This window comes from Nocardiopsis sp. NPDC057823 (assembly GCF_042797335.1).
GTDB classification, from domain to species: domain Bacteria; phylum Actinomycetota; class Actinomycetes; order Streptosporangiales; family Streptosporangiaceae; genus Nocardiopsis; species Nocardiopsis changdeensis.
The window spans coordinates 92,857-113,979 of record NZ_JBHVLR010000023.1 but is presented as its reverse complement, the minus strand read 5'-3'; the positions used below and the strand labels follow the sequence as shown (position 1 = coordinate 113,979).

Below are 21,123 nucleotides of genomic sequence, written 5' to 3'. Positions count from 1 at the left end.
TTAAGTCTCCTTGCGCTGATGGTACTGCCCTGTGGTGGGGTGGGAGAGTAGGTTGCCGCCACGGTTTTCTTCGGGTTGAGAGCCCCTGCCTTCGGGTGGGGGCTTTCCCTGTTTTGGGGGTCGTCCTTGGGGCGGCCCCCTTTTTTTGTGTTCGGGGCCTTTGCTGGAGGGGGTTTCTCACCTGCTTGGAAACCCCGGCCGTAGTCGTGTCAGGCCAGTGGGGTGCCCGGCCATAGGGGGTTGGGGTAGGGCGGTACTCGGCCCGGGCCCCCGGGGGGTGAGGCGGACTTGGAGGTTTCCAGGTCGGTCACCGCTTGGGGTGGGCGGTCTGTGGTCGCAGCCACGGGTGACTGGTTTCCAAGAGCTGAATCGCTTGGGAGGGTACAGCCGCGGAGTGTGGATCCGTCCCCGCGCAGTCGGCGCCCGGCAGACCACCAGGCAGAAGCGTTCGACGGGCGCCCTGGGTGGTGGGGGTGCGCTTTCCGGGGGCGGGTCCGCGCGAGGCGCGCGCACCCGCACCGGTTGGAAAGGTTGTGGGCGCCGGCGGCGGTGACGGGGCTCCACGCTGTCGCCTACTCCCGCGGATGACCGCGGTACGGACGGGAGCGGGGGTGAAAGCCGCACGCTCCCACGGGCCCCGGCCCCAGACCGGGCACAGGACCGCGACCCTGACCGCAGGGGGTTCAGGGAGGCATGACCGGGACCCCGGCCCCAGGGGGTTGGGGAGGAGGAACCGCGACCTCCGCCATGGGGGTGTTGCCGTACATACCCGCGACCTCGACCCCAGCTCGGGCACAGGACCGCGACCTCCGCTCCGGAGGGTGTGGGGAGGAGGGGCCGGCCACCTTCGCCATGCGGGTGAGACCCGCACCCTGCCGCCGGCCCCGACCCACGACACGGGAAGACATCTGCAGCATGCACCCCAGGGGTCCAGGCCGCGGTTCTGTGTCCGGCCTGGGGCTGAGGCCGCGGGTCTCCGCAGCGAAACCCCCTAGAGCCGGGCACGCGGTCCTGCTTTCCCCAACCCCCTATGGCGAAGGTCGCGGTCCTGTGCTCGGACTGGGGTCGAGGTCGCGGGAACATGCGGCAACACCCTCTTCGGCGAAGGTGCACAGTTCTCCCTCCCCACACCCCCTCTGGCTGAGGTCGCGGGTGCGCGCGGCCACACTCCCTGGGGCGGGGGTCGCGGTCCTTCCTCCCCAACCCCCTCCGGCTGAGGTCGCGAGAGCATGCGGCTTTCACCCCCGGCACTGACCGGTACGGCGGTCACGCGCGGGAGTAGGCGGCAGCGTGGAGCCCCGTCACCGCCGCCGGCGCCCACAACCTTTCCAGGCGGTGCGGGTGCGCGCGCCTCGCGCGGACCCGTCCCCGGAAAGCGCACCCCCACCACCCACCATGTGCGCCCAACGAAACCGCCCGGCGCTCTGCCGGGCGCCGACTGCGCGGGGACGGATCCACGCTCCGCGGCTGTACCTTCCCAAGCGATTCAGCTTTTGGAGACCAGTCACCCGTGGCTGCGCCTACAGACCGCCGTTCCCACATGGCGGACGTCTTGGAAACCTCACAGTCCCTTTCACCCCCTGGGGCCGGGCACCCCACTGGCGTGACACGGCTATGGCGGTGGCCCCGGTCCGCCCTCCCAAACCCCCCTGCGGCGGAGGTAGCGGTTCGCCTTCCGGCTGTGGCCGGGGTTCCCGGTCGGGCGGGAAACCCCCTCGGGCCGGGGCGAGAAGCCACCCGCGGCCTTCACCCCCTGGAGCGGAGGTGGCGGTTCGCCTTCCGGCTGTGGCTGAGGGTCCCGGTCGGGCGGGAAACCCCCAGGGCCCGGGGCCCGCAGGTACGCGCGGCCCTCACCCCCGTGTGTCCGGGACGGAGGGAACGCCCACCCCCACCCCCTGGAGCCGAAGGAGATGATCCGCCCTCCGACCGTGGCTCGGCCCCGGACAGACCCACCCGTCACCCACCACAACGTTGAAAGAACATAGGGACACCCCTGCGGCCGGGGCGGGAAGCCACCCGCGGCCCTCACCCCCTGCGGCGAAGGTCCTGCGACGCTCTCCAGCGAGGGCTGAGGGCTCCAAGCGGGTGAACGACCCCCGGGCCAGAGCGGGGAGGCCACCCGCGGCCCCCACCCCCACGTGTCCAGGACGGCGGCAACGCCCACCCCGACCCCCTGTGGCCGAAGGAGGCGATTCTCCCTCCCCCTGTGTCTACGGAGCCCCGGCAGGCGCGCCTTCACCCCCACACGGCGTTGGAAGGGCGTACACGAGCACTTGAGCGAAACCGGAGCAGCCCGGCCCGCCCCGACCCCGAGATGACCACACCCCCGGAGCCGAAGGAGTCGAACCCCTCCAGCCACCCCCGTCACTCCCCCACCCCCGGGCAGCCCGCGGAACGGGCCGTCCCCCCGGGACCGCGGGCACTCCGATGGGGCGGGTGGCGGTCGAGGGACCCGCGTGGGGTGTCGGGGTATGAAAGGTGTGCGGCCGCGGTCCGGAGTCCGGCCCGCCGGCCGTCCTGCCGGAGGGTCAGTCCTCGTCGGCCTCGGGGGTCTCGATGAGCTGCCGGAGCAGCGCAACGAAGTCGTCGTCGCTCATGGCGGACCAGTCCACGTGCTCGTTCATGCTTGCGGTGTCCCCAAACTGGCCACCGATAAGCCTGCGGTACGTGAATTGATGTGAGAAGTCTGGGTTAACTCCGCATCGTTCCAGGTCGACCCGGAGCCGGATCAGATACGCCGCTGGAGGGCGCTCCTGCATTCCGGGCAGCGGCAGCGCTTGTTGTACCCGGTGACGGTGCCGTGCGGAAGGGACGGGTCGCGCTGGGCCGTGAGGGTGGAGTCGAGCTGCTCCCCGAACGGCTGGAGGATCCTCGCGGTGGAGAACACCTGCTTGGGGCTGATGTCCAGCTCCGCGGCCGCCTCGTCGATGTGCTTCCCCATCCGGAGTTTCGCGATGAGGCGGGAGCGGGTGCTCGGCGGCATGTCCGCTTCGGCGTTCGCGATCAACTGCTCGACGTCGTCGATGGGGTGGCTCATGGGTTTCCTCTACGTGTGCGGGCGAGCCCGCCGGGGCGGGCACCTTCTGCATCGTACGCGCTTTCCGTAGTTGTGGCCCGTGGTGACGTTGGGGCTGTTGTTCCTCTTGTACACCTTGTTCCCCCGTTCGGGACTCTCGTCACTGTTGGTGGTGAGCGACTTTCCCTCTTAATGCATCGAATCAGCCGCTCTTTTCTAGAAACTCATTGCTAGATGCTAGATGCCGTGTTTCGCTGGTCACATACCTTCGACACTCTCCGTCATTGGAACGGTGCCATGACCAGTCCCACGGTCCGCCGTCGGCGGTTGTCCGCCGAGCTCCGCCGCCGTCGTGTTCAAGCGGGTCTGACCCTCAGCGATGTCGCCGAAGAACTGGAATGGTCGCCGGCGAAGCTGGGCCATATCGAAACGGGGATCCGCAAGTGGCCGTCGGTCATGGAGATCTCCGCGCTGCTGCGGTTGTACGGGGTCACCGGCGGACAGCGGGAGGCGATCCTGACGCTGGTGCGCGAGTCGCGGATGCGGCCCTGGTGGACCGAGTACGAGGACGTCCTCTCCTCCGCCTACGTCGGCAACGAGGCCGGGGCGGTCGCGCTGCGGGTGTACGGCGGGATCCTCGTGCCGGACCTGCTCCAGACCCCGGACTACACAGCGCTGGTGGGCCGCGCCCTCGGGTACGGGGACGCGGCGGTGGAGCGGATGGTCGCCGCCTACCTCAAGCGCCAGGAGCTCCTGGAGCAGGTGCACTACCACGCGATCGTGGAGGAGGACGCCCTCCAGCGGATCTCGGGCGACCGAGGGCTGCTGCGGGCGCAGGCCACCCGGATCATCGAGTCGGCCTCCGAGCGGGTCACCGTGCAGCTGCTGCCGACCTCGGCGGGGCCGCACCCGGGGATCGCCGGACCCTTCTCCGTGCTGGAGTTCGACGAGGACGAGGCGGACCTCGCGTACGTCGACGCCACCCAGGGAGGAACGATCGTGGAGGCGGACGAATCGGTCGCCACCTGCAAGAAGGTCTGGGCGGAACTGACCCGGATCGCCCTGCCCCCCAAGGCCACGACCGGGATCCTGCGGCGGATGGCGCTCCTCACCTGACGGCTTGCTAGTCTGCTAGGTGACAACCTCATAAAGTTCTCTACGGAGCCCCCTGACGGGGGTCTTCCATGACGAACCGGATCAACGAAAGGGTCCAGACAGTGAAGAAGATCATCGTTCTGGCGCTGGTGGCCCTCGGGGCTTTCGCCATCTACCGCAAGATCCAGGCGGACCGTGCCGAGCTCGACCTGTGGACCGAGGCCACGGCGGCCGGCGAGAACTGAGCCGGTTCGGCGCGGCGCGCGCCGTCCGATGCCAGTGCGCGGCACGAAGACGTGGGTGGGCCGGCGTTCCCGTGGTGCGGCCCACGGCTTTGTGGCGTTCGATCCCTGACTCCACGGCCCCGCGGTCGTGAACGGGGCCACGCCCTGGTGAGGGTATGCTCTGCGTAGCGACCGGGCCTGGTGCCGGGGTGCGAGGGGCCATAGCTCAGCTGGCAGAGCGCCGGTTTTGCATACCGGAGGTCAGGGGTTCGACTCCCCTTGGCTCCACAGCGGACAACAGCAGGTCGGAAGTAACGGGCGGGGACTCCTTCGGGGGTCCCCGCTTCGCGTTCCCGGGGATCGCGGCAGGACCCGGCCGGAGCCCCCGCCGTTCCCCGGCCGACTCCCCCGGGCTCGGCTCCGCGGACCCCTGGCGCGGGTCTTTCGATCCCCATCAAAACTGTGGCGGGCGTCATGCCTTTCGGTGGAGGGTGGGGTCAACAGGAGGCCGGAACCACGGATCCGCGAACGGGTCCCGACCCGGCCGGCAGCCCGAAGGAAAGAGAGCCGATCATGCCGCAGTACTTCCTCACGATGCCGCACGACAGCGCCGACGAGCCGACCATGGAGTCGATGCAGGAGATGGACCCGGCCGAGCTGGAGGCCGTGCTGGCCGCGGCCAACGCCCTCAACACCGAGCTCCAGGAGTCGGGCGCCCTCGTCCACGCCGGCGGCCTCCACCCGCCCTCGACCGCGGTCACCGTGGACGGCACCGGGGCCGAGGTCAAGCGCACGCCCGGTCCGTTCGTCGAGGCCGCCGAGTACGTCGGCGGGTTCTGGATCATCGACGTCCAGGACGAGGAGGCGGCGCTCGGCTGGGCCGAGAAGTGCGCCACCGCCCTGAAGGCGCGCATCGAGGTCCGCGCCTTCCAGGAGGTCCCCGAATAGGCTCGGGACGGCGCACCGGCACCGTTGACGGCTTCCCCGGCCCCGGGGGAGCCGCCGTGGCGTCGGGGCCGCGGAACCCGGTGTGCGCGCCGCCCGGCCCGCCGCCGGGGACGGCCGCACCGATCCGCTACACGCGCCGATAGGTCAGGAACAGCGTTCCCGCCGCCGACCGGGAGAGGGCGGTCAGTTCGAGCCGCTCGGCGGGGAACCCCTCCTCGAACAGCCGGCGGCCGCGTCCGGCGACGGCCGGGGCGACGACCAGCTCGAGGACGTCGACCAGCCCCTCCCGCCAGAGCGACCGGGCGAGCCGGATGCTCCCGTGGACGCCGATGTCGCCGCCCTCATCCCGCTTGAGCCGGGCCACGTACTCAGCCGCGGGCGAGGACACGAACGTGGATCGCTCCCACCGTTGGTCGGGGTCGGCGGAGCCGAACACGACCTTCTCCGTCCGGTTCACGAACGTCGAGAACGGCTCGACGTCCGAGGTCGGCCAGTAGTCGGCCCAGTAGTCGTAGGTGCCGCGGCCCAGCAGCACCGTGTCCTGTCCGGCGATGACCCGGCCGAGGTTGTCGAAGACCTCCCGCCCGGGGTCGGAGAACCAGTCCCCCGGCTCCTCGGCCACTCCGTCGAGCGACAGCAACTGGTAGAGCACCACGTCCCGCATCGGCGAGACTCCTTCCGTCCGTGCGCGGCCGGGGGCCGGGCCCCGGGCTCCGCCCCCGAGTATGGCGGGCCGGGCCGGCGGTGTCAGGGCCATTCGGTCGGGTTCCCGGACATCCCGGCCGCACGGCGGCCCGGGCCGGCCGAGCACCGTCTTCCGCCGGAGCGCGCAGGAGGCCCCTCGGTGCGGAACAGCGGCAACGCCCGCACGGCCGCCATCGCCCCCCGCCGCCGGGGCGCCGACCCCGGCCGCCCGGTTCCGGCCGCCCGCTCCGCCTCCGCTTCCCGACTTCGCGCTTTGTCGATGTGGAGAGATGTCGCCGGGTCGCCGCCGGGCCTTCCCCGCCCCCGGCCCGACCCTCCCCGCCCCCGCTCCCGGACCGGGCACCGGTCCGGGACGGGCACGTGCCCGGGTCCGTCGGGGCCGGAGGGGCGCGTGTTCTCCCAGGCCCGCCTTATCCGAATTCATCGCCATTGGAGTGTTCGCCTGATAGGCGAGAAAAGCGCGCGTTGAGGCTCCGTGTCAGGGTCGAATGGGGGCTTTGTGCGCACGACGCCGGGAATCCTTTCCGTTACCGGCCGGTAGGGATGCGGGGCCTGTCGACCCCGTGCGAAATGGGTGACCTGCGGGGTTGCGGAGTGTGTGTGCCGTGGCGGCCGTATAGTCCGTTCGGGGGATGCGAGGGCCGGGTAGCCCGCTTCGGTGAGCTGTGTCCGACCCGGGACGAACGCCCGTCGGGCGAGATGAAACCGCAGGTCATCCCGCTTGTCGTGGAATGGTGCGGGTGGAGTGTTTCGCTGGGGTCACAGTAGTCCCCTTCTCTGATGTGGCGTAACTCTCCGTGTGTGTATGATGACACTCCATCTAGGTGCAATGGTCCTACTGGGCCATATGAGAAATAGGCCAGTTGGGGTCTGTTGGTGAACTGAGACGATCCGTAGTTTCGACACCAGCGACAACGAGGAAGACAGCGCGCCGAAACGATCGACCCCCGAAGTCGGCCCGGGCGGCCCCCCGTCCGGACACGTTCCCGTCCTCGGGTTCGGCCCGCGTCCTCCTCCCCCGCCGGTGCTGCCGGCCGGCGGGTTTCCGATCACCACACATGCTGATCTTGGGAGTGGGGCAACATGTGGAATGAGAAGATGGCGGCCCGCGCCAAATGCCGGGAGATCGACCCGGACGCCCTGTTCGTGCAGGGAGCGGCCCAGAACCGCGCCAAGCTGATCTGCCGGGGCTGCCCGGTCCGCACCCAGTGCCTCGCCGAGGCGCTGGACAGCCGCATCGAGTTCGGTGTCTGGGGAGGCATGACCGAACGCGAGCGGCGGGCCCTGCTGCGCCGGCGCAAGGACGTCACCAGCTGGTACGACCTGTTGACCAGTGCCGAGCGCCGCTACGAGGAGAACCGGGGCCGCCAGGAGGCCCCCCGCGAGGAGACGTCCCCCGTCACCGCGCACCACTAGACCCACGGGGGCCGCGGGGGAGGACGCGGCCCGTACCGGACGCGCCGGACACGGCGCGGGCGGGGCCGGGGAGGGAGAGCCCCGGCGGGGACCGTGCACGGCACGCGGCCGTGCGGAGGGACGGTGCCCACCCCCTACGAAGGTCGGGGCCCGCACCCACGAAGGTCCGCCACCGGGAGGAGAGGCGGATCAGGGGAGCATCAGGGTCGATCCCGATACCGGAGGACCCTCACGTTGCGCATCATGGAGGGAGTGCGGCCGTCGCGGTCGCACTCCCAGCGCGGGGGAGAGGGAAGTGGTCGTGCAGGAACCTCAGCACCCTGTGAGGCGCCCCTGGGAGCGCCCACAGCCTCAGATCCGGCTCACCCATGCCGACAGGGACGCCGTGACCGAAGTCCTTCGGGAGGCGTACGGCAAGGGTCAGCTCGACGAAGACGAGTTCGAGGAGCGCCTCGACCGGGCGATGCGCGCCAAGTTCGGCGCCGACCTCGAACCCCTCACCCAGGACCTGGGGCTCACCCCCCAGGGGCGTCCGGCCGCGCCGGTCGGCGCACGCGCCGCCGGGGGCGGGGAGGCCCCCGAGAGCACGTCGGTGGAGCGGGTGGTCGCCGGGCTCGCCCACGCGGGCAACTACTTCTTCCCGCTCATCGCCCCGCTGGTCCTGTTCCTGGGGGCCGCCAACGTCTCGCCGTACGTCCGCCGCCAGGCGCTGGAGTCGCTCAACTTCCAGCTGGCCTGCATCATCGGCGCCGTCCTGAGCCTGGTGACCTTCTGGCTGGTGGTCCCCATGTTCTTCCTGGTCGCCATCATGGTCGGCTGGGCCGTCATCCCGGCCATCGGCACCATCGCCGCCCTCATGGGCAAGGACTGGCGCTACCCGCTGCCCCGCCGGCTCCGCCTCGTCAAGGACGAGTAGGAGCCGCACGGGGCACCGAGCGCACGGCGGCGGGCGGGGGCGCGGGCGGGACCGCGTCGTCCCGGCCCGCCACCCGCGGCCGGCTAGCTTCCGGAGCGGCCGTTCTCCTTCGAGCGGTCGCCCGCGGCGGCCTTGACCGCCTCCTTGGCGTCCTTCGCCTTCCGAGCGGCGGCCCCGGCCTTCTCACCGGCCTTCTCCGCCGCCTTCCCGGCCTTGTCCTCCAGGTCCTCCCGGGTCTCCCTGACCTGCTCGCGGGCCTGGTCCAGGTGCTCCTGCCATTCGGCGTCCTGGGACGCCTGGCGCATCCGGACCAGGGAGTACACGATCACACCGCCCACCAGGGCGGCGCCTCCGATCAGGACGGCGCGGGGGACGCGGCGCCCTCCGTTGCGCAGGCCGCGCAGCCCGCGCCGGGCGGGCCTGGGGTCGACCCGCTGGGCCGCCGCCGTGAGCAGCCCTGCCACGCGGGGGGCCACGGTGTCCTCGACCCTGCTGGCCGCCGTCTCCAGACGGGGCGCGGTCCAGCCACGGGCCTGGAGGAGCGTCCGGGCCGCCTGCTCACGGGCCTGGTCCGCGTACGGGCCGAACCGGTCGGCCTGTTCCCTGGCCAGGTCCTGCAGCCGGGTGATGGCCACCTCGGCCTCCTTGCGTGCCTTGCGACGCTTGGCAGTGATAGGCACGTCGTCAGCTCCTTCGGTCGTTCACCGGTTTCATGCGGTCGCACCCGGTGCGGCCGACGGCGGTGCCGACGGCTCGCGTCCGGGCCTTCCCGTCGTCCTTCCCCGTTATCCGGGTGTTATCTCAACATACGTCCTCTCCGTCGGCGATCGGCGTTTCGACACCGCGGACGGGGTACGTCCGCCACAGGGGGCGAACCGGGCGTACCGTGACGTGGGGGACGTTCCCCCCGGTCCCGCCGGGTTCCGCCGAAGCCCGTGTGTCGGACGGGTAACGTGATCTCGTCAACGAAGTCGACCGAAAGGCACTCAGGTGTCGGACTCCAAGGCCCAGCCGACCGCACGGCTGAACACCTCCAAGGGAACCATCGTCATCCGGCTCTTCGAGGAGGAGGCGCCCGAGACGGTCGCCAACTTCATCGGCCTGGCCGACGGCTCCAAGCAGTGGATGGACCCCGCCACCGGCAAGCCCGGCAAGGGCAGCCTCTACGAGGGCACGGTCTTCCACCGCGTCATCGAGGGCTTCATGGTCCAGGGCGGCGACCCGCTGGGCAGCGGCCGCGGCGGCCCCGGCTACACGTTCAAGGACGAGATCCACCCGAGCCTGCGCTTCGACCGCCCCTACCTGCTGGCCATGGCCAACGCGGGTCCGGGCACCAACGGCTCCCAGTTCTTCATCACCGTGGACAAGCCCTACTGGCTCGACGGCCGCCACACCATCTTCGGCGAGGTCACCGAGGGCAAGGAGATCGTCCAGGCCATCTCCGAGGTGGAGACCGACGCCCAGGACCGTCCCCGCGAGGACGTCGTGATCAACAGCGTCGAGATCACCCGCTAACGGCCCGGAGCGCTCCCTCCGGGGGTGCGACCACGGGACACGGGAGCACCCATGGGATCACGGCAGCGCACAGGAGGTAGACCCAGACCATGACCGCCTCTCCCCCGCCGCCCGGAGCCGATCCGAAACCGCAGCGGCCCGTCCGGCCCACCTGCTACCGGCACCCCGACCGGGTGACGGGGCTGTCGTGCACCCGGTGCGAACGGCCCATCTGCCCGGACTGCATGACGGCGGCGTCGGTGGGGCAGCACTGCCCCGAGTGCGTCGCGGAGGGCAACCGGAGGGTGCGCCGGGCCCGCACCGTCTTCGGCGGCGGGGTCGTCTCGGCCCCGTACGTCACCTGGACGATCCTGGGGCTGATGGGCGTCGGCTACGTCGCCCAGATGCTCACCTCGGGCTCGCCGCTCAGCACCTCCGGTTCGTCGCTGGTGCAGTGGCTGGCCATGTGGGGGTACGGGGTGGCCTTCCAGGGGGAGTGGTACCGGCTCATCACCGCCGCGTTCCTGCACTCGGGCCTGTGGCACATCCTGTTCAACGGGTGGGCCATGTACGCCCTGGGCCCGCAGCTGGAGCGGTGGCTGGGCCACGGGCGCTTCCTGGCGCTGTGGGTGCTGGGCGCGCTGGGCGGTTCGGTGCTGAGCCTCCTGGCGACGCCGGACGCGGCGTCCATCGGTGCCTCGGGCGCGATCTTCGCGCTGTTCGGAGCGGTGCTCATGCTCGGCCGCAGGCTCGGGCTGGACGTCCGGATGGTGTTGATGCTGATCGGCATCAACCTGGTCATCACGGTCGTGTTCCCGAGTATCTCCTGGACCGCCCACATCGGGGGGCTGGCCGTCGGCATACTGCTGGGGGCGGTCTTCGCCCACCTGCCCGGCAGGTCGGCCTCCCCGCGCACCAGGAACCTCGTCCACACCGCGGCGCTGGTCCTGCTGGCGGCGGTGCTGGCGGCGCTGGTGTTCGCGTCCCCGGTGCTCCTGACGGCGTTCTACGCGAGCTGAGTCCGCCGTGACGCCGAAGGCCCCCGGAGCGGTGCTCCGGGGGCCTTCGCGCGTCCGCGGCCGGCCCGACCCGGCCGCGGGCAGCATGGAGGGAGCCGCCCACCGAACGGGGCGGCCCTTCATCGCGGGGGCGCCGGCCGGGGGCCGGCGCGCGGGAGGTCAGTGCCAGCGGGTGGCCAGGATGATGGCCACGATGATGCCGGAGAAGCCGACGGCGAGGTTCCAGTTGCCGAGGTCCTGCATGTAGGGCACGTACTGTCCCGCGATGTAGAAGACCGCGATCCACAGGATGCCCAGGATGAAGAAGCCCAGCATGGTGGGGACCAGCCAGCGTGGGCTGACCTTGGGCTTCTCCTTCGAAGGAGGCGGCGTGTAGACGACCTTCTTCTTGCGATCGTTGCGGGACTTGGGCACGGTCGCTGCTCCAGTACGGGTGGGGCCGATCATAACGGAAACACAGTCTATGCCCAGCCCGTACCCCGCCGTCACCCCCGGGGGCGGCTACGCCGGGGACGCGAACGGCGGCGGGGCCGCCCCTTCAGGGACGGCCCCGCCGTTGTCCGCTTCCGTACCGCTCCGGTCTAGTCCCGGGTCCCGTGCTCGAACACGAACCCGTCCCCCTCCGGCGGGTTCTCGCCCTCGGGGGGAGTCTCCCCGCCGTTGTCCGGCGGCTCCGGCGAGTTCGGGTCGGTGGGCGTCTCGGGCTGGCTCGGTGCGATCGCCACCGTCACGGTGACCGTGGTGCCCGGCGCCACCTCCTGGTTGGCCGCGATCGACTGGCTGACGACCGTGTTGGGCGGGTTGTTGGGGTCCTCCACCTCGTGGAAGGACGCCGTCAGGCCGCGCTCCTGGAGGGCCGCCTCGGCCTGGTCGCGGGTCATCCCCACCAGGTCCGGGACCTGGGCGTTGCCCGGGCCGCTGGAGACGTAGAGCCGGATCTCGGTGTCCGGGGCGACCGCGCTGCCCGCGGGCGGGTCGGTGTTGATCGCCGTCCCGGCCGCGACGGTGTCGTGGTTCTGCTCTTCGACCGTGACGTTGGTGAACCCCGCCTCGCTGAGCGTGTTCTGCGCGTCGGTCTGGCTCTGCCCGTCCACCGAGGGGATCTCCTGGGCGTCGGGGCCGCTGGAGACGTACAGGACGATCCGTTCGTCCAGCGCGATCTCCTCGCCCGCGGGCGGGTCGGTCTCCACGACCGTCCCCTCCTCGGCCTCGGGGTCGGCGCGCTGCTCGACCGTGACCTCGGTGAACCCGGCCTCCTCCAGCTCGGCCTGGGCGTCCTCCGTCGACGCCCCGACCACGTCCGGGACCGCCGTCGTCTCGGGCTCCCCCGGCCCCTGGTTCATCAGGAAGAAGACCAGGATGATCGAGGCGACGACGCCGATGCCGAGCAGCGACCACAACACGATCTTGCCCGTGTTGTTCTTCTTCTCGTCCCGGTAGTCGTCGTAGTCGTCGTCGTAACCGTCGTCGTAGCGGTCACCGTACCGGTCGTCCGCGGGCGGCAGCATGGTGGTCGCGCCGGCGGCGGCCATCGCCATGTTGCCCGCCTGGGTGGGCATGCCCGCCAGGCCGCGCTGGATGTCGGCGCGCATCTCCGCGGCGCTCTGGTACCGCTGGTCGCGGTCCTTGGCCATCGCCCGCAGGGTGATGTCCTCCAGCCAGGCCGGCACCTGCGGGTCCACCTGGGACGGCGGCACCGGCTCCTCGCGGACGTGCTGGTAGGCGATGGACACCGGGGAGTCGCCGGTGAACGGCGGACGGCCGGTCAGCAGCTCGTAGAGCACGCAGCCGGTCGAGTAGAGGTCGCTGCGCGGGTCCACCCGCTCGCCGCGCGCCTGCTCCGGGGAGAGGTACTGGGCGGTGCCGATGACCTGCGAGGTCTGGGTCATGGTCGCCTGGTTGTCGTCCATGGACCGGGCGATGCCGAAGTCCATGACCTTGACCTCGGCGTTGCGGGTCAGCATCACGTTCGCGGGCTTGATGTCCCGGTGGACGATCCCGTTGTCGTGGCTGTACTCCAGCGCGCGCAGGATGCCGTCGACGAGCTCCGCGGAGCGGTCCGGCAGGAGCCTGCGGTCGTCGTCGAGGAGTTCCTTGAGCGTCCGGCCGTCCACGTACTCCATGACGATGTACGGGATCGACAGTCCGTCGATCACGTCCTCGCCGGTGTCGTAGACGGCGATGATCGTCGGGTGGTTGAGGGAGGCCGCCGACTGGGCCTCCCGACGGAAGCGGGCCTGGAAGACGTGGTCGCGGGCCAGATCGTGCCTGAGCGTCTTGACGGCGACCAGGCGGTCGAGTCTCAGGTCACGCGCGCGGTAGACCTCGGCCATGCCGCCGCGCCCGACGATGCCGTCGAGTTCGTAGCGCCCGCCGAAGAGCCGGGGTTGGGACATGTCGTGTACTGATCCTTGTTCTGGGCCCGCGTGCGGACCTTCTTACTCCGAGCGTCTCTCGCTCATGGCCTCGTCACGGAATCCGTGTCACCGCCGGCCGGGGGGCCCTCGCCGCCGCCACCGCCGCCACCGCCGCCGTTCTCACCGCCACCGCCCCCTTCACCGGGGTCGGTGGTGCCGGGGTCGGTCTCGCCGTCGGTGGGCTCCTCGCCCCCCTCTCCCGGGTCGGTGGTGCCGGGGTCGGTCTCGCCGTCGGTGGGCTCCGGGGTGCTGCTCGGGGTCTCCTCGGGGGTGGTCGGCGTGTAGTCGGGTGTGTAGTCGGGGACGGCGGGCACGTCGGCGGTCTCCTCCTCCACAGGTTCGGAGGAGGGGCTCGACGAGGGCTCGTCGACGACGGCGGGGGACCGCGTGTCGCGCACGTTGTTCGCCCCCTCGGAACCGTTGCCGCTCAGGAAGAAGCCGCCCAGGACGGCTGCGACGATGAGGACCGTCGCACCGAGGGCGGCGAGGAGCACCGGCAGCCCGATCCGCCGTTGGGACGCCAGCCTAGCGGAGTCGTCTTCCTGACCAGGCGTTACGGTCTGCTGTCCGGTGGTGCGCCGGGGTGTGGCCCCGGTGGTGCGCCCGGCGTCGGGGACCGCGGCCGCCACCCGGGTGGCGGCCACTCCGCCGAACCCGGCGGAGGGGGTGGGCGGGCCGGTGCCTGCGTTGGACCGGATGACCGCGGCCATGTGCGCGACCTCGCCCGCCGACGCGGGCCGGTCCTCGGGGTCCTTGCACAGCAGCAGGAACACCAGGTCGTCGAGCTCGGCGGGCACGTGGTCGGGCAGGGGCGGCGGCTCGTCGCGGGTGTGCGCCAGGGCGAGCGCGACCGGGCTGTCGCCGGTGAACGGCGGTTCCCCGGCCAGGCACTCGTAGGCGACCACGCCGAGCGCGTACAGGTCCGAGGACCCGGTGGCGGGCCGCCCCGACGCCTGCTCGGGGGAGATGTACTGGGCGGTCCCCATGACCATGCCGGTCTGGGTCAGGGTGACCGACATGTCGCCGCGGGCGATGCCGAAGTCGGTGAGCTTGAGCCTGCCGTCCCCGGTGACGAGCAGGTTGCCCGGCTTGATGTCGCGGTGCACCACCCCGCGGGCGTGCGCCGCGGCCAGCGCCTGGGCGGCCTGGCCGATGAAGTCCAGGGTCTCGTCGGGGGTGAGGCCGCCGCGCTCCTTGAGGACCTGGGAGAGGGGCTCGCCCACCACCAGTTCCATGATGAGGTAGGCCCGGCCGTCCTCCTCCCCGTAGTCGAAGACCTGGGCGATGCCCGGATGGGACAGGCCCGCGGTGATCCGCCCCTCGGTGCGGAACCGCTGTCTCGCGGTGGGCTCGGCCATCTGCGACGGGTGCAGGAGCTTGACCGCGACGGGCCGGTTGAGCAGGGTGTCGGTGGCTCTCCAGACCGTGCCCATGCCGCCGGAGCCGATCTGCTCCTCGAGTCGGTAGCGGTCGCTCAGAACGGTCCCGGTGAGTCCACCGGGACCGTTCTGGGAAGAAGGTTCGTAGGTGCCCACTACTGAACCACTGCCTCCATCAGTGCCCGTGCGACCGGAGCCGCGAGTTCGTTGCCGCTGCCGCCGCCGAACTCCACCACCACGGCGACCGCGACCTGCGGGTCGTTCGCCGGGGCGAACCCGATGAACCAGTTGTGGGTCGGAGTGTCGGGGCCGGTCTCGGCGGTACCGGTCTTGCCCGCCACGTCGATGCCCGGGATGGCGGCGTTGGTGCCGCTGCCGCCGGGTCCGGTGACCAGGACCATCATCTCGGTGAGCAGATCCGCGGTGCGGGCGTCGACCGCCTCGGAGTAGGTCTCCGGGGAGGTCTGCGTGATCACCGACAGGTCGGAGTCGCGCACCGACTCCACCACGTAGGGTCGCATGACCTCGCCGCGGTTGGCCACACCGGCCGCGACCATGGCCATCTGCAGCGGGGTCGCCTCGATCGTCCCCTGGCCGATGCCGTTGCGTCCCAGGATGTTGTTGTCGGTCTCCACCGGGGCGTTGCTGGGGACCACCGACAGCGGGACCGTGAGCTCCCCGTCCGGGTTGAACCCGAACGCCGTCGCCTGCTCGCTGAGCGCCTCTCCGCCCATCGCGATCGCCCAGTTGGCCATCGAGGTATTGCACGAGATCTGGATCGAGTGGGCCAGGGTGTCCGGCTGGCCGCCGTTGCAGCTGCCCATGGCGTTGCGCAGCTCGGCTCCGAGCGGGAGCACGTCCGGGGCCTCCTGCCTGCTGTCCGGTCCCGCGTCCAGGTTCTCGATCGCCGCGGCGGCCGTGACCACCTTGAACGTCGACCCCGGCGCGTAGCGCTCGTTGAGCGCCCGGTTCAGCAGCGGCTTGCGCTCGTCGTTCTCCAGCTCGACGTAGTTGGCGACCGAGTCGTTGGGGTTGTTGATGTCCACGACCGTGTTGGGGTCGTAGGACGGGTAGGAGATCGCGCCCAGGATCGCCCCGGTGTTCGGGTCGAGGGCGACCGCCGCGCCGTTCTTGTCGCCCAGCGCCTCGAACGCGTTGAACCCGGCCTCCTGGACCTCGGGCAGCAGCGTCAGCTGTACCTGGGCGCCCTCGGGCTCGCGGCCGGTGATCATGTCGCGGAAGTTGCGCACGGCCAGCCGGTCGTCGCTGCCGTTGAGCAGGTCGTTCTCGACGGCCTCGATACCGGAGGCGCCGTAGTTGCGGAAGGAGCCCACGATCGGCGTGTACATCGAGCCGCCCTCGTAGACCCGCTGGTAGCGGGCCGGGTCGCCCTCCTCCGCGATGTTCTCCGAGTAGGCGACGTTCTCCCCGCCCACCAGGATGGGGCCGCGGGGGGCGCTGGCCTGCTCGGCGTACTGGCGCCGGTTGAGCGGGTCCTCCTTGATCGTGGGCGCCTGGATGCCCTGGATCCAGGTGATGTTGGCCATGAGCACCAGGAACATGAGCAGGCAGAAGATGCTCAGTCTGCGGATCGTCGTGTTCATCGTCGGATCACCTGGGTCGCGCCCTCGTCCTGGATCGCCTGCGGTGCCGGCCGTCGTGCGTTGTCGCTGATGCGCAGCAGGATGCCCATCATGATCCAGCTGGTCAGCAGTGCGGTGCCGCCGGCGGACATGAACGGTGTGGTCGAGCCGGTCAGCGGGATGACCCGCGAGACCCCGCCGAGCACGATGAAGGTCTGGTACACGAGCACGAACGCCATACCGCTGGCGAGCAGCTTGTTGAACGTGCCGGTGGAGGCCAGCGCCACCCGCATCCCGCGCTCCACCAGGACGAACAGGACCATGAGCACGGCCAGCAGGCCGGTCACGCCCAGCTCCTCACCGATGGAGGCGAGGATGAAGTCGCTGTCGGCGGCGAAGATGTCGGTGGGCCGCCCGGCGCCCAGGCCGGTGCCGAACAGGCCGCCGTAGGCCATGCCCACGATGCCCTGCACCAGCTGCTGGCTGCCGCCGACCGCCTCGTAGACCTCCTGGTCGAAGGCGTTGATCCAGATGTTCACACGTGCGCGCACGTGCCAGAACAGGAAGTAGGCGATGGTCGCGCCGCCGCCGAACAGCACCAGGCCCAGGGTCACCCACGAGGAGCGCTGGGTGGCGACGTACAGCATCGCCAGGAAGGTGCCGAAGAGCAGCAGCGAGGTGCCCAGGTCGCGCAGGACGACCAGCATGCCGATGGCGATCAGCCAGCCGACCAGGATCGGGGCCAGGTCGCGGGCGCGCGGCAGTTCCATGAGGGTGAAGCGGCCGACCTTGATCGGCTTGCCCACGATCTGGAGCACCTGGCGCTTGCTCATCAGGTACGAGGCCAGGAAGATGACCAGCGCGATCTTGGCGAACTCCGAGGGCTGGAACGTGATCGGGCCGATCTTGATCCACAGCCGGGCGCCGTACACCTCGTGGCCGATGACCGGCAGGGCCGGCAGGGCCAGCAGGACCAGCGCCACCAGGGCGCTGATGTAGGTGTAGCGCTGCAGGACCCGGGGGTCCTTCAGGAAGATGATGATGAGGAAGCAGAAGATCAGGCCCAGGGCCGTCCAGACCAGCTGCATGCCCACGCCGGCGCTCTCGATGTTCTCGCTCTCGACGGCGTTGAGGCGCCAGATCATGGCGACGCCGATGCCGTTGAGGAACAGTGCGCAGGGCAGGATGAGCGGGTCGGCGTAGGGGGCCACGAACCGCATGGCCGCGTGGGCGGCGACGGCCAGGGCGCCGAACGTCAGCCCGACGGTCCAGGTGGCCGCCGGGACCCGGCCGCTGAGGTTGAGGCCGGCGATCGCGATGCCCAGCATCGTGATGACGACGGCCACCACGATCAGGACCAGCTCGGCGTTGCGCCGTTTGACGGGGGGGAGTGCGGTGGGGGCCTCGGGTGTCGACGTGTCACTCACCTGGCCTCACCCGCTTCCTTCCTCGGTCCCCGTGCCCTGTCCGCCCTCGGCGGCGGTGCTCTCGCGGAGGTCCTCCACCCGCTGCCGCGCGTCCTGGAGGTCGTCGGCCGGGATGTTGTTCTCGATGGACTGGCGCTCGGCCTCGGAGAGCGTGTCCAGCGCGAGCCCGGAGTCCTCGACCTCCTCGGAGAGGCTGAAGCCGGCGATGTCGGTGTTGATGCCGCGGTAGATCGCGACGTTCTGCCCAGACTCGGACGGCGCGATGAAGTACTGGGAGTCGATGTACTGGCGCCCGAAGTAGTAGCCCGCGCCGGCGACGAGGGCGACGATGACCAGGAAGCCGACGATCATCGGCCACCAGCGGCGGGTCTGGAGCTCCGGCTCGCCGTTCCCTCCGCGCGGGCGGCGCGGGGCCGGGGGCTCCTCGTACTCGGCGTAGGGCTGCTCCTCGTAGGGGGCGGCGGCGTAGGCGCCGCCCACCGGGGGGCCGCTCGGCGCCGGGGCGCCGGCGTAGGCCGGCTCGTCGACGACGGGGTCCATCTCGGCGGTGTCGCCGCCGGTGGAGCGCAGCTCCTGGGCGCGTCTGGCGGGGCTGTCCTGCCCCTGCTCCATCATGTCCCGGCGCTGGTCGGCGGCGCCGACCACCTGGGCGGCGCGGGTGGGGCCCTCGCGGTCGGCGTCGGTCTCGATCACGTCGGCGATGACCGCGGTGATGTTGTCCGGGCCGCCGCCGCGGATGGCCAGGTCGATGAGCTTCTTGGCGGCCGAGCGCAGGTCGGGCTCGGTGGCCAGGGTCTCGTGGATGGTCTTCTTGCTGACCACACCGGACAGGCCGTCGGAGCACAGCAGGTAGCGGTCGCCGACCTTGGCCTCGCTGATGGAGATGTCGGGGTCGACCGGGCTCTTGCCGTCGAGGGCGCGCAGGATCAGGGACCGCTGCGGGTGGGTCGCGACCTCCTCCTCGGTGATCTTGCCCTCGTCGACGAGGGTCTGCACCAGGGTGTGGTCGTGGGTGATCTGCTCGAAGCGCGAGCCGCGCAGCAGGTAGGCGCGGGAGTCGCCGATGTGGATGAGGGCGACCCGGGGACCCGACCACAGCATGGCGGTCAGGGTGGTGCCCATGTTCTCCAGCCGGGGCTCCTCCATGATCCGCCGGGACAGGGAGGCGTTGGCCTGCTCGACGGCCTGCTGGAGGGCCTCGGCCATCTCGTCGGCGGGGTGGTCCTCGGCGTCGAGGCGGCTGATCGAGGAGATCGCGATGGAACTGGCCACCTCGCCGCCGGCGTAGCCGCCCATGCCGTCCGCCACTGCGAGCAGGTGCTGGCCTGCGTAGCCGGAGTCTTCGTTGCCTTCGCGGAGGCATCCTACGTCGGAGTACGCCGCGTATCGGAGAGCGATTGTCATTTGCGCAGTTCCAGGACGGTCTTGCCGATACGGATGGGCTGACCCACCGTGATGGGCTGGGGGCGGTTCAGCTTCTGTTGGCCGAGGTAGGTGCCGTTGGTCGAGTTGAGGTCCTCGACGAACCAGCGGCCGTTGTCGGAGTAGACGCGCGCGTGGCGGCCCGACGCGTAGTCGTCGGTGATGACGAGCGTCGAGTCGGGCGCGCGCCCGATGAGGATGGGCTGGGACGCGAGCGGGACGGTGGTGCCCGCCAGCGGCCCCTGGGTGACGGCGAGGATGGAGGGCTCGTTCCGGCGCGGGCGCTGGGGGCGGGCGGGAGCGGCACCCGAGTGCGAGGGGGTGCCGCCGCCGCGCGGTGCCTGCCGGGGGGCGGGGCGCGGCTTCTTCTTCGGCTTGCGTTTGGAGGGACCGAAGAGGTCGGTGCGGACCACACCGATCGCCATGAGGATGAACAGCCAAAGCACCGCGAGGTACGCGATCTTGATCAGTATGAGGGTCAAGTTGGACATCGAACTGCTCTTCAGCCCCTGTCGTGCTCCGGCCGGGGTGGCGGTCATCGGCGCCGCCACCGTGTCTTCCCCACCTTCGTTCCGGTGAGTTGAGGTCGCTGGTCCGCGGACCGTCGGGTCGCGGCCATTGTGCCCGATCGGTCGGGTCTTCGCGGAGACTACCTTCCCGGCCGGATATCCGACAGCAGGTCCGAATGGACCCGACCCCGGACTTGACCTTTGTGACGCCGACGCGACGGTGTTGGTTGCGCCCGGATCGCGCCGGCCGGCCGGAGTCCTCGACTGTTGCCGGTCTTCGGCTCAGTCGCGTCGGAAGGTCATGGTGGTGCGGCCGAGGCTGATCCGCGTGCCGTCCACCAGACGGGCCTGGCGCACCTGCTGGCCGTTGACGAAGGTCCCGTTGGTGGAGCCCTTGTCGACCAGGATCGCCTCGTCGCCGTCCAGGCGGATCTCCACGTGGTGGCGCGAGACGCCGTTGTCGACCAGGCGCAGGTCGCAGTCGGTGCCGCGGCCCAGGAGCGTGACCGGGGTGGTCAGCTCGAAGGACTGCTGCATCCCGTGGCTGGCGATGCTGCCCTCGGCGGTGGCGCCGCCGGGGGAGATCAGCAGGCGGGGACGGCCGGCCTGGCGCTGCGCGCCGGGCGCGGGGTCGCCCACCGGGGTGCGGACCTCGCCCTCCTTGCTCACCATCGTTCCGCGGACCACACCGGAACGGATGCGGAAGCGGCCGGTCTTGAGGCCCTCGTCGGACCTGAAGTGGACCCGTACCGGACCGACGAAGGAGTAGCCCTGTTCGGTCGCGTAGTCGCGGGCGAGCTTGGAGAGCTCCTGGCCGAGGCTGTCCGCGTAGACCTCCAGGCGCTCCTTGTCGCTGGCCGCCAGTTCGACGATGAAGTCGTTGGGGACCAGGGTCCGGCCCTGGGCGACGATCGCCGCGCGCTCGTCCATCTCCCGCTGGACCGCACTCGCCACCTCGACCGGTTGCAACTCGGACTTGAAGGCCATCGCGAAGGTGCCTTCGATCATGCCCTCAAGCCTGCGCTCGAAGCGTTGGAGCACTCCCACGAGCTACCTCCCTTTGTACTCCACATCCGTATGTGTAGACGATCGTAACCGGGCGATGGTGCCCCTGGTTTCATACGTACCCCCGCAAGAGGGGCGGTGGGCCCCCGCGGGAGGGGCGGCCGGGGCTCCGGAGGGGTCCGGAGGGGGTCCCGGGAAACGATGTGCGACCCGCGCTCAGAGCGTGCTAGCCTTATCCATGTCGCCAGGGGGAAACGGACGAAAAGCCCGGATCACCTGGCAACACAACTGAATGCAGTCACTCGGGCGGGTGGCGGAACGGTAGACGCGCACGGTTCAGGTCCGTGTGTCCGAAAGGATGTGAGGGTTCAAATCCCTCCTCGCCCACAAGATACCCGGTGGAGATCGCGAGACGATCACCACCGGGTTCTTCTTTTGCCCGGGACCCGGTCCGACGTGGCCCGCGGGGCCGGTGGGCGCCCGCACGGGGACCCGTGGCCGTTCCCGGCCACGGGCGCGCCCCGCGTCCACCGGACGGGTCCCCCTCT

The 21,123-nt window shown here is 70.7% G+C and carries 18 protein-coding genes and 2 tRNA genes; 9 read left to right on the top strand and 11 right to left on the bottom strand.

The features are described from left to right. Positions 1-2,728: 2,728 nt before the first annotated feature. Positions 2,729-3,037, bottom strand: a complete 309-nt coding sequence (locus tag ACFVNO_RS27905) for a hypothetical protein (RefSeq protein WP_220564069.1) — start codon at positions 3,035-3,037, stop codon at positions 2,729-2,731. A gap of 276 nt (positions 3,038-3,313) precedes the next feature. Here ACFVNO_RS27905 and ACFVNO_RS27900 point away from each other — a divergent pair, with 276 nt between their 5' ends. From ACFVNO_RS27900 to ACFVNO_RS27885, 4 genes are all read left to right on the top strand, one after another. Next, a complete protein-coding gene (locus tag ACFVNO_RS27900; RefSeq protein ID WP_355268271.1) occupies positions 3,314-4,132 on the top strand; it encodes a helix-turn-helix transcriptional regulator in 819 nt (272 codons plus the stop codon). 101 nt (positions 4,133-4,233) lie between these two features. After that, on the top strand, positions 4,234-4,356 hold the full coding sequence (locus ACFVNO_RS27895; RefSeq protein WP_218619584.1) for a DLW-39 family protein: 123 nt from the start codon (positions 4,234-4,236) through the stop codon (positions 4,354-4,356). A 194-nt stretch (positions 4,357-4,550) separates the two neighbouring features. Next, positions 4,551-4,623, top strand: a tRNA-Ala gene (locus ACFVNO_RS27890). Between the two features lie 285 nt (positions 4,624-4,908). Beyond that, positions 4,909-5,283 carry a YciI family protein gene (locus tag ACFVNO_RS27885; RefSeq protein WP_355268274.1) on the top strand — a complete coding sequence of 125 codons (375 nt, stop codon included), beginning with the start codon at positions 4,909-4,911 and terminating at the stop codon, positions 5,281-5,283. Between the two features lie 127 nt (positions 5,284-5,410). Here ACFVNO_RS27885 and ACFVNO_RS27880 read toward each other — a convergent pair whose 3' ends face one another. Beyond that, complete coding sequence (locus tag ACFVNO_RS27880) at positions 5,411-5,947, bottom strand: dihydrofolate reductase family protein (RefSeq protein WP_355268277.1); 537 nt, start codon at positions 5,945-5,947, stop codon at positions 5,411-5,413. 1,124 nt (positions 5,948-7,071) lie between these two features. Here ACFVNO_RS27880 and ACFVNO_RS27875 point away from each other — a divergent pair. Continuing rightward, positions 7,072-7,404, top strand: coding sequence for a WhiB family transcriptional regulator (locus tag ACFVNO_RS27875; protein ID WP_220564073.1), 333 nt, complete (start codon positions 7,072-7,074; stop codon positions 7,402-7,404). 295 nt (positions 7,405-7,699) lie between these two features. Then, on the top strand, positions 7,700-8,320 hold the full coding sequence (locus tag ACFVNO_RS27870) for a DUF1707 and DUF4870 domain-containing protein (RefSeq protein WP_378896987.1): 621 nt from the start codon (positions 7,700-7,702) through the stop codon (positions 8,318-8,320). An 83-nt stretch (positions 8,321-8,403) separates the two neighbouring features. Here ACFVNO_RS27870 and ACFVNO_RS27865 read toward each other — a convergent pair whose 3' ends face one another. After that, positions 8,404-9,000, bottom strand: coding sequence for a hypothetical protein (locus tag ACFVNO_RS27865; protein ID WP_378896984.1), 597 nt, complete (start codon positions 8,998-9,000; stop codon positions 8,404-8,406). A gap of 310 nt (positions 9,001-9,310) precedes the next feature. Between ACFVNO_RS27865 and ACFVNO_RS27860 the strand changes: the two genes are divergently transcribed. After that, on the top strand, positions 9,311-9,835 hold the full coding sequence (locus tag ACFVNO_RS27860; RefSeq protein ID WP_378896981.1) for a peptidylprolyl isomerase: 525 nt from the start codon (positions 9,311-9,313) through the stop codon (positions 9,833-9,835). A gap of 89 nt (positions 9,836-9,924) precedes the next feature. Continuing rightward, positions 9,925-10,833, top strand: a complete 909-nt coding sequence (locus ACFVNO_RS27855; RefSeq protein ID WP_378896978.1) for a rhomboid family intramembrane serine protease — start codon at positions 9,925-9,927, stop codon at positions 10,831-10,833. A 159-nt stretch (positions 10,834-10,992) separates the two neighbouring features. On the opposite strand, the gene ACFVNO_RS27850 is transcribed toward ACFVNO_RS27855, so the two are convergent. The 8 genes from ACFVNO_RS27850 to ACFVNO_RS27815 form a co-directional block, all read right to left on the bottom strand. Beyond that, positions 10,993-11,247 carry a cell division protein CrgA gene (locus ACFVNO_RS27850; RefSeq protein WP_220564078.1) on the bottom strand — a complete coding sequence of 85 codons (255 nt, stop codon included), beginning with the start codon at positions 11,245-11,247 and terminating at the stop codon, positions 10,993-10,995. Between the two features lie 167 nt (positions 11,248-11,414). Then, positions 11,415-13,229, bottom strand: a complete 1,815-nt coding sequence (gene pknB / locus ACFVNO_RS27845; RefSeq protein WP_378896975.1) for a Stk1 family PASTA domain-containing Ser/Thr kinase — start codon at positions 13,227-13,229, stop codon at positions 11,415-11,417. A 62-nt stretch (positions 13,230-13,291) separates the two neighbouring features. Continuing rightward, complete coding sequence (locus ACFVNO_RS27840; protein ID WP_355268289.1) at positions 13,292-14,785, bottom strand: serine/threonine-protein kinase; 1,494 nt, start codon at positions 14,783-14,785, stop codon at positions 13,292-13,294. After that, complete coding sequence (locus ACFVNO_RS27835) at positions 14,785-16,233, bottom strand: peptidoglycan D,D-transpeptidase FtsI family protein (protein ID WP_378896971.1); 1,449 nt, start codon at positions 16,231-16,233, stop codon at positions 14,785-14,787. Before ACFVNO_RS27835 ends, ACFVNO_RS27840 begins: the two co-directional genes overlap by 1 nt. Beyond that, positions 16,230-17,639: an FtsW/RodA/SpoVE family cell cycle protein gene (locus ACFVNO_RS27830; protein WP_355268295.1), complete on the bottom strand. Its 1,410-nt coding sequence runs from the start codon at positions 17,637-17,639 to the stop codon at positions 16,230-16,232. The genes ACFVNO_RS27835 and ACFVNO_RS27830 overlap by 4 nt, the downstream gene beginning before the upstream one ends. Positions 17,640-17,645: 6 nt before the next feature. Next, positions 17,646-19,043 (bottom strand): Stp1/IreP family PP2C-type Ser/Thr phosphatase, encoded by a 1,398-nt coding sequence (locus ACFVNO_RS27825; protein ID WP_355268298.1) that lies wholly within the window; start codon positions 19,041-19,043, stop codon positions 17,646-17,648. Beyond that, the gene (locus tag ACFVNO_RS27820; RefSeq protein WP_277615496.1) at positions 19,040-19,600 is read right to left on the bottom strand and encodes an FHA domain-containing protein; all 561 of its coding nucleotides are present in this window, start codon (positions 19,598-19,600) and stop codon (positions 19,040-19,042) included. The genes ACFVNO_RS27825 and ACFVNO_RS27820 overlap by 4 nt, the downstream gene beginning before the upstream one ends. A gap of 252 nt (positions 19,601-19,852) precedes the next feature. Then, positions 19,853-20,611 carry a DUF3662 and FHA domain-containing protein gene (locus ACFVNO_RS27815; RefSeq protein WP_220565429.1) on the bottom strand — a complete coding sequence of 253 codons (759 nt, stop codon included), beginning with the start codon at positions 20,609-20,611 and terminating at the stop codon, positions 19,853-19,855. A 268-nt stretch (positions 20,612-20,879) separates the two neighbouring features. Here ACFVNO_RS27815 and ACFVNO_RS27810 point away from each other — a divergent pair. Beyond that, positions 20,880-20,962, top strand: a tRNA-Leu gene (locus tag ACFVNO_RS27810). The last annotated feature ends 161 nt before the right edge of the window (positions 20,963-21,123 follow it).

Excerpts from the sequence above, each read along its gene's own strand:
- ACFVNO_RS27905 (WP_220564069.1), bottom strand. The coding sequence starts at position 3,037 with ATGAGCCACCCCATCGACGACGTCGAGCAGTTGATCGCGAACGCCGAA.
- ACFVNO_RS27900 (WP_355268271.1), top strand. The coding sequence starts at position 3,314 with ATGACCAGTCCCACGGTCCGCCGTCGGCGGTTGTCCGCCGAGCTCCGC.
- ACFVNO_RS27885 (WP_355268274.1), top strand. The coding sequence starts at position 4,909 with ATGCCGCAGTACTTCCTCACGATGCCGCACGACAGCGCCGACGAGCCG.
- ACFVNO_RS27880 (WP_355268277.1), bottom strand. The coding sequence starts at position 5,947 with ATGCGGGACGTGGTGCTCTACCAGTTGCTGTCGCTCGACGGAGTGGCC.
- ACFVNO_RS27875 (WP_220564073.1), top strand. The coding sequence starts at position 7,072 with ATGTGGAATGAGAAGATGGCGGCCCGCGCCAAATGCCGGGAGATCGAC.
- ACFVNO_RS27855 (WP_378896978.1), top strand. The coding sequence starts at position 9,925 with ATGACCGCCTCTCCCCCGCCGCCCGGAGCCGATCCGAAACCGCAGCGG.
- pknB (WP_378896975.1), bottom strand. The coding sequence starts at position 13,229 with ATGTCCCAACCCCGGCTCTTCGGCGGGCGCTACGAACTCGACGGCATC.
- ACFVNO_RS27835 (WP_378896971.1), bottom strand. The coding sequence starts at position 16,233 with ATGAACACGACGATCCGCAGACTGAGCATCTTCTGCCTGCTCATGTTC.
- ACFVNO_RS27825 (WP_355268298.1), bottom strand. The coding sequence starts at position 19,043 with ATGACAATCGCTCTCCGATACGCGGCGTACTCCGACGTAGGATGCCTC.
- ACFVNO_RS27820 (WP_277615496.1), bottom strand. The coding sequence starts at position 19,600 with ATGACCGCCACCCCGGCCGGAGCACGACAGGGGCTGAAGAGCAGTTCG.